At 64.8% G+C, this 12,261-nt stretch carries 9 protein-coding genes; 3 read left to right on the forward strand and 6 right to left on the reverse strand.

Annotated features, from left to right (window positions below):
• The first annotated feature begins 336 nt into the window (after positions 1–336).
• Genes EKM57_RS14535 through EKM57_RS14545 form a run of 3 tightly spaced genes read left to right on the forward strand, consistent with a single transcriptional unit; the run spans position 337 to position 5,525 of the window.
• Complete coding sequence (locus EKM57_RS14535) at positions 337–3,174, forward strand: TonB-dependent receptor (protein WP_129793246.1); 2,838 nt, start codon at positions 337–339, stop codon at positions 3,172–3,174.
• Between the two features lie 20 nt (positions 3,175–3,194).
• Positions 3,195–4,211, forward strand: coding sequence for an arabinan endo-1,5-alpha-L-arabinosidase (locus tag EKM57_RS14540; protein ID WP_129793247.1), 1,017 nt, complete (start codon positions 3,195–3,197; stop codon positions 4,209–4,211).
• 6 nt (positions 4,212–4,217) lie between these two features.
• Positions 4,218–5,525: a sugar MFS transporter gene (locus EKM57_RS14545; RefSeq protein ID WP_129793248.1), complete on the forward strand. Its 1,308-nt coding sequence runs from the start codon at positions 4,218–4,220 to the stop codon at positions 5,523–5,525.
• Between the two features lie 11 nt (positions 5,526–5,536).
• Here the strand turns inward: EKM57_RS14545 and EKM57_RS14550 are convergent, their stop codons facing one another.
• Genes EKM57_RS14550 through EKM57_RS14575 form a run of 6 tightly spaced genes read right to left on the reverse strand, consistent with a single transcriptional unit; the run spans position 5,537 to position 12,035 of the window.
• Positions 5,537–6,328, reverse strand: coding sequence for a FadR/GntR family transcriptional regulator (locus EKM57_RS14550; RefSeq protein WP_129793249.1), 792 nt, complete (start codon positions 6,326–6,328; stop codon positions 5,537–5,539).
• 53 nt (positions 6,329–6,381) lie between these two features.
• Positions 6,382–7,890 (reverse strand): alpha-N-arabinofuranosidase, encoded by a 1,509-nt coding sequence (locus EKM57_RS14555; protein ID WP_129793250.1) that lies wholly within the window; start codon positions 7,888–7,890, stop codon positions 6,382–6,384.
• A 20-nt stretch (positions 7,891–7,910) separates the two neighbouring features.
• On the reverse strand, positions 7,911–9,236 hold the full coding sequence (locus EKM57_RS14560; RefSeq protein ID WP_129793251.1) for an ABC transporter substrate-binding protein: 1,326 nt from the start codon (positions 9,234–9,236) through the stop codon (positions 7,911–7,913).
• Positions 9,233–10,060 (reverse strand): carbohydrate ABC transporter permease, encoded by an 828-nt coding sequence (locus EKM57_RS14565; protein WP_243451061.1) that lies wholly within the window; start codon positions 10,058–10,060, stop codon positions 9,233–9,235. Before EKM57_RS14565 ends, EKM57_RS14560 begins: the two co-directional genes overlap by 4 nt.
• The gene (locus EKM57_RS14570; RefSeq protein WP_129793253.1) at positions 10,057–10,950 is read right to left on the reverse strand and encodes a carbohydrate ABC transporter permease; all 894 of its coding nucleotides are present in this window, start codon (positions 10,948–10,950) and stop codon (positions 10,057–10,059) included. Before EKM57_RS14570 ends, EKM57_RS14565 begins: the two co-directional genes overlap by 4 nt.
• The gene (locus EKM57_RS14575; protein ID WP_243451062.1) at positions 10,950–12,035 is read right to left on the reverse strand and encodes an ABC transporter ATP-binding protein; all 1,086 of its coding nucleotides are present in this window, start codon (positions 12,033–12,035) and stop codon (positions 10,950–10,952) included. Before EKM57_RS14575 ends, EKM57_RS14570 begins: the two co-directional genes overlap by 1 nt.
• Positions 12,036–12,261: the final 226 nt, after the last annotated feature.

Here is a 12,261-nt window from a genome sequence, read left to right on the forward strand (position 1 = left end):
GCGGCCTGTGGCCCAGGCTGGAATCGAGGAAGTGCCTGCTGCCGGTTGCGTGCGGCACGCCTCGTCGCCTTGTGTTTCTTCGTGGATAATAACTCAGACATTAAGACGCAAGGCTTGATGGAGCATGCAAAGCCGGCGCGCTCTCGAACCGAGCGATCGGGGCGGCGCGGGGCCTCTCCGCTCCACCTATGCGCTTGAAGTTGCCAGCTATTCCAAATGTCTGAGAAATCCCTTGCAACTCGGCATCGGCCGCGTTACTCCTTTTGTCTGAGTAATAACAGAAATGGGCGGGCGGGCGGTTCCCCTCGCGCCAGATACTCAAAAGGGGAGGATAGGATGGCTCGCAAGCTTGCCCTGTCATGCGCGGCTTCAGTGATGGCCCTTTGCGCGCCGGTCGCGCCGGCCTTGGCGCAGCAGCAGACACAAGAAGAAGGTCTCGTTCCGTCGGAAGGTCAGCCTTCGGCCGGCCAAACGCCCGACGAGGTGATCGTCGTCACCGGCGTTCGCGCGGCGCTTGCCGAGGCACTCGAGATTCGCCGCGAGTCGACCCAGATCGTCGACTCCGTCGTTGCGGAGGATATCGGCAAGCTCCCGGACAACAATGTGATCGAGGCGCTTCAGCGCATTACCGGTATCCAGGTGACCAATCGCGGAGCGGGCGAGGCGGCAGCCATATCGATCCGCGGCCTGCCGGACGCGCTGACGACCATGAACGGTCGCAACATCTTCACGGCTTCCGACCGCGCCTTCGCCCTCCAGGACATCCCGGCCAATCTCGTCCGGCGAATCGATGTCTACAAGACGCGTGCGGCCGAGCAGATCGAGACCGGGATCGCGGGCCAGATCGACGTGTTCACGCGTCGGCCGTTCGATTTCGACGGATTGGCGATCTCCGGTGTCGCCCGCGGCATTTACAACGAGCAGGCGGACAGCATCAATCCAAACGTCTCCGCGCTCATCAGCAACCGCTGGACCACTGGGATTGGCGACATCGGCATCCTCGTGAATGCCAGTTATGCCCGCACCGAATTCCGCGAGCAGAGCATCACCGCCGGTGCGATGGTGCCGTTCGCGACGGAGAATCCGCCCCCCGGCTCGGGCTTCACGCCGCTTCAGCGCATCTTCCCCGGAGACGGGAACGTCAACTGGCAGCCCGGTCTGGAGCGAGGCCTTTCGACCGAGCCCGGGTCGACGCTCAGGATCAACGGCGTCGACGTGCCTTATTATCTGTCGCGCGATGCGGTGTTCAGCCCGGATGTGGCCGGCGAGCGTGAACGGCCGGCGATCAATGCCGCGGTACAATGGTCGCCCAATCCAAGCTCGACCTATACGTTCGAATTCTTCTGGAACAGCTTCCGCCAGACGACCTTCAACAACCTCTTCTTCAGCTTCGTCGACTGGTGGGAGGCGCTCGGCCCGAATCCTGCCGAGACCTTCGAGCTGATCGACGGCACCAACATCATCAAATCGCGCCGGGTCGGCAACGTGTTCGGGTTCAACTCGGGCGACCTCACGAAGAGTCGCACGGACACGTTCGTCTATGCCCTCAACGGCCAATGGGAGGTCGACGACCAAAGTTCTATCAATGCGGACATCTCCTATCAGAACAGCCGCTTCAAGACCGAGTTCATGGCGATGCGGATCACCCGCGTGGCGTCGCTGATCGATGTCGACTTCAACGAGGGCGGCGGCTTTCCCGCTTACAATTTCAGCGACAACAGCCTGCTGACGGATCCGTCGCAGTGGGATGTCGGCGAATTTTACGACAATGCCAACCGCTCCGAAGGTTCGGCGATGACGTTGCACCTCGATTATACGCGCGAGTTCGACGGCATCCTGCGCCAGTTCAAGACCGGCATCCGCTACGATGATCGCGAAGCGATGGATTCGCTGCGCGCCCAGGACGCGCCGGGGCTGGGCGTGCGGTTCAGCTCGCTGGATCCCGCCCTCGTCTACAGCAACGACGATTTTTTCCAGGGGCGGGCCAACGTGCCGACGTCATGGATCGCACCCAACGGCTATCATATCTACCGTAACGCCGACACGATCCGGCAGCTTTATCGCAACTCGGTCGATCCGGGCATCCTGCTTTCGGACGAGCTCGAACTGATCGACGTCTTCGACATCAATGAAATCACGATGGCTGCTTACGCCCAAGCCGATTTCGAGGTCGAACTGTTCGGCCGGCCACTGCAGGTCCAGATTGGCGCCCGCTACGTCAACGTCGACACGGACCTGGCCTTCACCGACCAATTCACGCGCGAGAGCACGTCGGGCTCGCAGAGGACCGAAAAGCTGCTGCCGAGCGCGACGGTGCGATTCGAGCCGTTCGACAATTTCCGCGTTCGCTTCAATTATGGCGAGACTCTCCGACGGCCCTCCTTCCCGGACCTCAACCCCAACTTCAACCTCACCGGAGACCTCACCGGCATCGGACGGGGCTCGGGTACCGGCGGCAACGTCAACCTGCAGCCCACCTCGTCCAGGAATTACGATCTCGCCCTGGAATATTATTTCGCTCGCGACAGCGCCATCTACACCACCCTGTTCCGCCGCGAGATCGAAGGTCTGGTGGTGCCGATCACGTCCCTGCTCACCATCCCCGGAACCGGGCTCAACACCGACATCTTCTCGGTCACGCGGCCGGAAAATGCCTCGAACGGTGTCCTGGAAGGTGTGGAGGTGGGCCTGACCTTGTTCCCCCGTCTGCCGGGCATCCTGGAAGGCTTCGGTGTGCAGGGAAGCCTCACCGTTCTGGATTCGTCGCAGAACATCCCGCTCACCGACAGCAACGGCAACATCGTCGGCCAGACGCGATCCGCCTTCTTCGGTGTGTCGGATCTGTCGTACAACATCACCGCCGCCTATGAACGCGGGCCGGTCGGCGCGCGTCTCTCCTACGTCTGGCGCAAGGCGTTCCTCGCCAATAACGAGCAGCGCCTGTTCGCCAATCCCATCGGCGTGTGGCGGCGTCCCGAGAAGAGCCTCGACTTCCAGCTGACGATCGACGTGACTCCGCGGATCGGCGTCACCTTCGACGCGGTGAACCTGACGAACGAAGTGCAGCAGAGCTATTACCGCTTCGAGGAAGCGGGCGGGCCGGATACACATAATCTCGGCACAACGGCGCTGCCGCGCACCTTCGCGCTCGGGGTCCGTTACTCGTTCGACTAAAGGGGTCGTCAGTGGGGTCGATGAGGTGGTTCGCAGGCGGTCTGGCGTTCTTGGCCGGTCTGGCCGCGGCCACCTCTCCTGACACGACGGCGCTTTCGGGCGACGTCAGTCCGGTCCACGATCCGGCGATCATCCGCTCGGGCGATCACTATTATCTCTTCGCGACCGGCCATGCCTCGGATCCCACGGGGCTCCTGCCCATGCGAAGCTCGCGCGACCTCGTCACGTGGACGTTCGAGCAACCCGCTCTGCCTTCGATTCCCGATTGGGCGCGGGAGAAGATCCAAGGCACTCGCGGTCTCTGGGCGCCCGATATCGTCCGGAGCCATGGCGAGTACCGGCTTTATTATTCCGTCTCGACCTTCGGGAAGAATCGCTCGGCAATCGGTCTTGCCACCGCCTCCACCATCGATCCCGACGCGCCGGGCTACGGCTGGACCGATCGCGGACCGGTCATCGAATCCCATCCGGACGACGATTTCAACGCCATCGATCCGGCCGTCTTCACCGATCGCGAGGGGCATCAGTGGATGGCGTTCGGCAGCTTCTGGTCGGGGATCAAGCTGATCCGGCTTGATCCCGAGACGGGGTTGCGCTCGGACCAGGACCGCGCGATCCACTCGATCGCGCGGCGGCCCAGCCCCGGCGCCGTCGAGGCACCCTTTGTGATCGAGCGGGACGGCTTTTATTATCTCTTCGTCTCCTTCGACTTTTGCTGCCGAGGTGCCAGAAGCACCTATCATACCGTCGTGGGACGCTCGCGCTCCCCGACCGGCCCTTATGTCGATCGCGACGGCAGACCGATGATGGAAGGCGGGGGAACGCTCGTTCTCCACGAAACCCTCGAGCCTGGCGGGCGCTTCGCCGGACCGGGACACGTCGCGGTGCTGCGCGACGGGGATGTCGATCACATCGTCTACCATGCGTATGACAGACGGGCCGAAGGCGCGCCGACGCTTCGAATCAGGCGCCTGGTCTGGTCCGACGACGGATGGCCAACGGCGCAACTGGCTTCGGTTGGGGCAAGGGAGGGATAATAAGGCATGGCTACAGGCGTTCCGACCGATGCGGCGGCCGAAAATGCACGCCACGGCCCCAGCGTCTATCGCGGCGCGCTGGCGATGCTCGCCACGCTCTTCTTCATGTGGGGCTTCATCACCGTCATCAACAACACGCTGCTGCCGCACCTGCGCAGCGTGTTCGACCTCAGTTACACCCAGACGACGCTCATCGAGAGCGTCTGGTTCATTGCTTACTTCGTCGCTTCCATTCCCTCGGCAAAGCTGATCGAGCGGATCGGATATCGTGCCGCCCTGGTGGTCGGGCTGGCTATCATGGCGGCAGGCGCGGTGCTGATGGTGCCGGCGGCGACCCTTCCCTCCTACGGCGTCGTGCTGACCGCCTTGTTCGTGATCGCCTCGGGCATCACCTTGCTGCAGGTTGCGGCCAACCCCTATGTCGCCGTGATCGGTCCGCCCGAGACCTCCTCGTCGCGGCTCAACCTCGTCCAGGCCTTCAACTCCTTCGGAACGACGCTCGCGCCCCTGTTCGGCGGCTATCTGATTCTGGGGCGAAGTGCCTCGGGCACGGTCGAAGGCGGGGCGGCGGCGCTGACGACGGAGCAACGGCTTGCCGACGCCCAATCGGTGATCCTGCCCTATCTCATCGTGGCCGCCGTGCTGGTCGTTCTGGCGATCGTCATCGCCCGATTCCCGCTGCCGACGCTGGGCAAGGCGGCGCGCCGGGCCCTCGCCGAAGAACGCAGGCACCTGTCGCTCTGGCGGCACCGGAATCTGGTGTTCGGCGTGCCGGCGATCTTCATCTACCTCATCGCGGAAATCGGCGTCTCCAACCTGTTCATCAACTTCATCTCCGCGCCCGAGATCGGCAATCTCACCCATGAGGAAGCTTCCCGCTACCTGTTCCTGCTCTGGGGCGGGATGATGGTCGGCCGCTTCGCGGGCAGCTACCTGATGCGCGGGATCGAGCCGGAGCGCGTGCTTGCCGCGGCCGCGATCGGAGCCTTCGCGGTGATGATCGTCACCGTCCTGGCCGACGGCCCACTCGCCATGTGGGCGCTCATCTCCGTCGGCCTGTTCCATTCGATCATGTTCCCGACGATCTTCACGCTCGGAATCCGCGGCCTCGGTCCGCTCACCGAGGAGGGGTCGGGCTTGCTCATCATGGCGATTGCGGGGGGAGCGCTTGTGATCGTCCAGGGATGGCTCGCGGATCTGTACGGCCTTCAGCTCTCCTTCCTGCTGACCGCGGCCTGCGAACTCTACGTTCTCTTCTACGCGCTCTGGGGCGCCAAACCCACCAACGCCCTTCCCGACGAACGGATCGACTGAGCGCGCGGCGTTCAGTCCGGATCGGGTGCCGGCAGGCCAGTCGGGGCGGGGCTGCGCCGGGCAGCGCCGGAGCGCGAGCGAGTCGTGTCGAGAAACGCCATGTCGACCAGCTCTCCCATGGCCCGCCGCGCACCCTCGGCATCGCCATCGGCGACCGCCTCATAGACGCGGCGATGATCGGGCAGGGGGTCGCGCCGCAATGGCATGGTCCGCTGCTTGAAGATCGTCGTCCAGGCAACCGCGGCACCGACGCCGCTGGTCAGCGTCACCAGGAAGGGATTGGCCGAGGCGTCGAGCAGCGCAGCGTGGAACCTGTGGTCCGCGATCCGCCCCTCCTCCACCGCGAGCGTGTGCTTCTCCATACCCTCGAGCGCCTCGGCCATGGTTCGGAGGTGGACGTCGGTCCGGCGCTGGGCGGCCAGAGCGGCCGCCTCCGGCTCCACGATCTTGCGCAGCTCGAACAGGCTGGCGAGCAGGTCGTCATCGGGCTCGAACTCGAAGATCCAGGCGAGCACGTCCGGGTCGAGCATCTGCCATTTGTCGCGCGGGCTCACCCGCGTGCCCGTCTTGGGGCGCGATTCCACCAGACCCTTGGCCGAGAGGATGCGCAGCGCCTCTCGATAGGCGGTGCGTGAAACGTGCAGCCGGTCGCTCGCGGCGACCTCGCCGTTCAATATGTCGCCGGGCTTGTAATGGCCGGAGACGATCAGGATGCCGAGGTCACGGGCGATCGTGCCGTGGATTCGCAGCGACTTGCGCTCGGGCGCATCGGGACGGGTCGGCGGCGTGCCGCTGTCGGTCATCGCCGCATTCTTAGCGCCGCCGGCGGCGGACACAACAAGCCTGGCTTGGCCGATCATGCACGCCGGGTGACGAACACGTTCCACGACAGCGGCTTGAGCGTCGCCGTCAGCATTCCGTCCTTCAAGGCGGCAGCGGGATGTGCCCGCGGCGAGACCTCATGCTCGTTATCGCGGGTGTTGATCGCCTTGAGGTCCGAATGATGCAGCTCGAAAGCTTCCGCCAACTCGCGGTCGCCAAGCCCTCTCAGCTCCGCGGTAAGCGCCATTTTCTCGGTGATGCTGCGGTTGAGCGCGAACAGGGTCGCCTGGCCGGTCTCGGGATCGTGCACGACCGTCGTGACCAGCAGCGGTGCCTTCGTCTGTCGGCCGGCGGCGAAGGTCCCCGTATCGACCTTGAGCCGCAGCACCTCGCCGTGACCATAGCGTGACGCCAAGGCAAAGGGATGGAAGATCGTCTGGCGCCAGGCAGGACCGCCCGTCTCGGTCATGATCGGCGCAATCGCGTTGACGAGCTGCGCGATGCACGCCGATTTCACCCGATCCGCAGCGTTCATCATCACCAAGAGCGCTCCGCCGACGATCAGCGCATCCTCGAAATTGTAGATTTCCTCGAGCAACCGCGGCGCCTGAGGCCAGCCGCGGGCGCGCAACTGCTCGCCCGATCGCGCGCGATACCAGACATTCCATTCATCGATCGACAGCATGATGCGTTTGACGGACCGGCGCTTCGCCGCCACCGCGTCGGCGATCGCCGCGACCTCGGTGATGAAACCTTGCAGATCGTCGATCGCCGTCAGGAAGCGATCGATCTCGTCTTCGTGATTCTCGAAATATTGATGCAGCGAGATGAGATCGACATGCTCGAAGCACTGGTCGAGCACGGTATATTCCCACTCGCCATAGGTCGGCATGTCGCAGAAGGATGATCCGCAGACGGCAAGCACGAGCCCCTCATCGGTCCAGCGCATCACCTTGGCCGTCTCGGTCGCGATCCGGCCATATTCGAGCGCGGTCTTGCTGCCCGTTTGCCATGGCCCGTCCATCTCGTTCCCGAGGCACCAGAAACGGATGTCGTGCGGCTGCTCCCACCCGTGACTTTTCCTGAGTTCGCTGAAATGCGTGCCGCCGGGATGGTTGCAATATTCGAGGAACTGCTGCGCCTCGCGCGGCCCGCGCGTGCCCAGGTTCACGGCGAACATCGGTTCCACCTCGGCCTTGCGGCACCAGTCGATGAACTCGTTGGTGCCGAACTGATTGGTCTCGGTCGAACCCCAGGCGACGTCGAGCCGCACGGGGCGCTGTGCCTTCGGGCCGACGCTATCCTCCCAGTCGAAGCCCGAGACGAAGTTGCCGCCCGGATAGCGTACGATCGTGACGCCGAGCTCGCGCGCCAAAGCGAGCACGTCGCCGCGAAAGCCGTTCTCGTCGGCCGTGGGATGGCCGGGCTCGTAGATTCCGCCATAGACGCAGCGGCCCAGATGCTCGACGAAGGTTCCGAACAGACGGCGGTCGAGCGAGGCGACGACGAAGTCTCTGTCGGCGATGACATGCGACTTGAGCATGAGAGAGCGGGCTCCGTTTCCTAGAGTTGGCTGAGGATTTCATTCACGCGCCGCTCCATGTCGGCGAGCGCCTGATCGATGGGCTTGGCCCCTGAAATGGCCGCGGCGGATTCCTGGCCGACGATCGTCTCGATCGGGAATTGCCGGCGCACGCCCTTGGGCAGCGGCACGGCCGTTTCGGCCAGCGGCGCGAGCGCGTCGCGGTGCGGCAATGCCCTCCACTCGCGGCTGTCGATGACGTCGCGAAATACCGGCAGGTGGCCGGTCCGCGCCCAGTCGAATTGATGGCGCGCGAAGAAAGCGAGGAAGCGCATCGCCGCCTGACGCTCCTCGGGCGAACGTTCTGAATCGGCGGGCATCACCCAGACATGCCCATCGGCGAAGGTGACGTTGCGGTTCGGGAAAAGCTGCGGAAAGGGCATGACCGCATAGCCGCCGGACAGGGGTCGGCCACGGCTCTGGGACTCGCCGTGGAAATCGCCGACCATCCAGGTACCGACCGGAAAAACCCCGCCTTGGCCGTTGATGAAGCCGGCGACGGCCGCGCTATAGTCCTGATTGATCGTCGTCAGCCGCCGATCGTGGATCTCCCTGAAGAGCGCCAACGCCCGGCGCGCCTCGTCGGTCGTGAAGTCTGCCCGGCGCGGCTCGGGATAGAGCACCCCGTCCTGCTGCATGACGGAGGTATAGAAGTTGCGGGTGAAGGCCGCATATTCGTTGGCGGTGGACTGGACGAAATAGGGCTTGCCGGTGCGCGCCTTGAACTGCTCGGCCTGGGCGATCAGCTCTTCCCGGCTGCGGGGCAGCACCGGTTGCCCGTCCCGTACCAGCCCCGCTTCCCGGAACAGGTTCATGTTGATGTGCCAGAGCGGCGCCCAGGTATCGATCGGCAGGCCCCAGATGCGCCGATCGATAGTCACCGCGGCGCGCGCCGCCTCGGTCAGCCGCTCGGGCGGCGCACCGATGGCGGCGAGATCCGTCGCAAGCAGCGGCTCGAGAAGGCCGCGCGCCTGATAGTCCGATATGACCGAGCCGTGCATGGTCACAAGGTCCGGCGCATCGTTGGAGGCGAGCTGCGCGGTGAGCTGGTCGTAACCCGGCCAGAAGACGATATTCTCTACGACCCGGATGTCGGGATTCTCGCGTTCGAAGCGATTGATGAGGGCGGTCATGATGCCGCACTCGCCCTCGGCCTCCGCAGGGTCGTCGACGGCGCCATATTGGGCCTCGCACGCGCCGAAGAAGCGCTGGACGACGAGCTCGGTGCGCGTATCCTCCATGCCGCGCCCGCAGCCGAGCAGCGCGGCCGACATGATGGCCGCCGCGAGCCAAGTCGCCAGCTTCATCGGCCCGCCGCTCCCGCCACCGCCTGGACGATATACTTCTGGAAGAGGAGGTAGACGATCAGGATCGGAAGCCCTGCAAACACCGCCTGTGCCATGAGGAATCCCAGGCCTTCGGTCTGCGCGAAGTTCATCTGGGTAGAGGCGATGCCGACGGTCAGCGTGAACATCTCCTTGTTGGTCGCGGAGATGAGCGGCCACCAATAATCGTTCCAGGCGGACAGGAAGGTGAAGATGCCGAGCGTCGCCTGCGCGGGGATGGTGAGCGGCAGCAGGAGCTTCCAGAAAATGGTGAAGCGCGAAGCGTTGTCGAGCAAGGCGGCTTCGTCGATCTCCTTGGGAATGGCGCGAAAATATTGCGTCATCAGGAACACGCCGAACGGCGCGGACAGGCCGGGAAGGATCAAGGCGCCATGGGTGTTGTGGAGCTCCGCCCAGCTGAACAGCTGGTGGCGGGCGATGATGACCGCCTGCTCGGGCACCGCGAGGCCGAACAGGACGATCACGAACAGGAGACGCCGCCCGGGAAATTCCAGTCGCGCGAATCCGTAGCCGGCAAGCGAGGAGAGGATCAGCACGCCCGCGGTCATACCCAGGGAGACGATCAGGCTGTTGGCGATCCAGCGGAAGACCTGGCCGTCCCCGACCAGATCGGCATAGTTCTGAAGCGTGTAGCGGCCGTTGAAGACCGAATGGGTGTCGGCCATGAGCTCTGCGTTGGACTTGAGCGACAGCGCCAGCACCCAGAGCAGCGGCACGAGCATCAGCACGGCCCCGACGACGACGAGGGCGACCGCCACCCGACCGGAGAGAGCGGGACGCGTCACCGGTCGTCCTTGCGGGAGGCGACGAAATATTGCGCCATCGCCGCGATGAGGATCATGGCGAACAGCACCTGCGCCGCCGCGGCGGCATAGCCGAGTTCCCATTGCCGCCAGCCGGTCTCGTAGATGAACAGCACGATCGGCCGCGTCGCGTTGTTGGGGCCACCCCGGGTCATGAGCTGCGGCTGCCCGAACAGCTGGAACTGGAGGATGATCTCGATGATGACGACGAGCAGGAAGGTGCGGCGGATCGACGGCAAGGTGATACGGGTCAGGGTCTTCCAGCGCGACGCATTGTCGAGCCGGGCCGCCTCATAGAGATCGCGCGGCACCTGCTGCAGCGCAGCGAGGAACAGCACCATCGGCAGGCCGATGCACCACCAGATGGTGGTGACGGCGATCGCCGGCATGGCGAGATCCTGGTCGTTCAGGAAGGCGACGGGGCTTCCGCCCAGCGCCTCGGCGGCCACGGCAATGAGTCCGCCGTCAGGGGTGAAAACGAGCTGCCAGACGAGCGTCACCACCGTGACCGATAGGACGGTCGAAACGAAGAAGATGGTGCGCAGCACGCTTGCCCAGCGTGCCGGGCGATTGAGTACCAGCGCCAGCCCGAGGCCGATGAGCGTCAGCGCCGGCACCGTCAGCAGGACGAAATAGAAGGTATTCCACACCGTCTCCAGGAAGATCGGATCGCGTGCGAGGCGCGTGAAGTTGGCGAACCCCACCTGAGCCTCGACTCCGAACAGGTCCGACTTGGTGGTCGACAGCCACATGCCCATCGCGAGCGGCACGACGATCATCGCAACGAAGACGATGAGGTAGGGAAGCACGAACAGCGCGTTGGCCCAGCCGGCAGGCCGGCGACGCGCGCGCGCAGGAGCATCGATGGCCATCAGCCGGCCGCGTGATGGCCGCGACCCGCGGCATCGAACAGATGGGCGCGTGCGCCGTCGATCGAGAGACCCACTTCGTCACCTGCGCGGACGGTGGAGAGGCCGGCATCCTCGGCAACCAGCATCGCCCCGCCCTTCAGCTCGACATGAACCAGGGTACGCTCGCCCAGGCGCTCGACGACGCGCGCGGTGCCGCGCGCCGCCGCGCCCTCGCTTGCTATCCGGACATGTTCGGCGCGCAGCCCGACCGTCGTGTCGCCCTGGGGCAAGGCGGCTGTTGGAACGGCCGTCTGGACAAGGGTTCCGTCGGGCAGAGTGGCGCGCGCAAGGCCCTCCGCTGCGGCCTCGATCCGCACCGGCAACAGGTTGATGCGCGGCGACCCGACGAAACCAGCGACGAAGCTCGTCGCCGGACGCAGATAGATGTCCATCGGCGTGCCGACCTGCTCGATCCGGCAGTCGTTGAGCACGACGATTCGGTCGGCGAGAGTCATCGCCTCGACCTGGTCGTGCGTCACGAAAATCATTGTCGTGCCGAGCCGCTGATGGAGGCCCGCCAGCTCGACCCGGGTGCGCACGCGCAGCGACGCGTCGAGATTCGACAGCGGCTCGTCGAACAGGAAAACCTGGGGCTGCTTGACGATGGCACGGGCGATCGCGGCGCGCTGGCGCTGGCCGCCGGAAAGCTGGCCCGGCCGTCGCTCCAGGAGATGCTCGATCTCCAGGCTGCGAGCCGCGGCTGCGACGCGTGCAGCAATCTCGTCGCGCGCGACGCCGACATTTCTGAGCCCGAAGGCCATATTGTCGCGGATCGTCATGTGCGGGTACAGCGCATAATGCTGGAACACCATCGCGACGCCGCGCTCGCCCGGCGGCAGGTGGTCCACGCGGCGGCCCCCGATCCGGATCTCCCCGGAATCGACGGTCTCGAGCCCTGCGATCATCCTGAGCAACGTGGACTTGCCGCACCCGGAAGGGCCCAGGAAGACCATGAACTCATTGGGGTTCAGGCTCATCGACAGTCCGTCGATGACGGCCGTCCTACCGAAGCATTTGCTGATGTTGGTCAGCTCGACGGTTGCCAAGCGATCCTCTCTGTTGGTGTTTTTGTCTGAGTAATTGACGTGGAGGGGGTCGTCAACGCTTCTGAGGGCGCACGCATGCCTCATGATGATCGGCGTCCGACGCAGGGCGCGGCCAAGGCTCCGATCGGCGACGGCGGACTCTGTTCGAAGGCAGACCTGTCCAGGTCGGCCGAAAGGAGAAGCTCAGACCCGAGAAAGCGTACAGCCTCGCTCCACGAGGGCCGCA

This window comes from Sphingosinicella sp. CPCC 101087, assembly GCF_004151485.1.
GTDB lineage: Bacteria > Pseudomonadota > Alphaproteobacteria > Sphingomonadales > Sphingomonadaceae > Allosphingosinicella.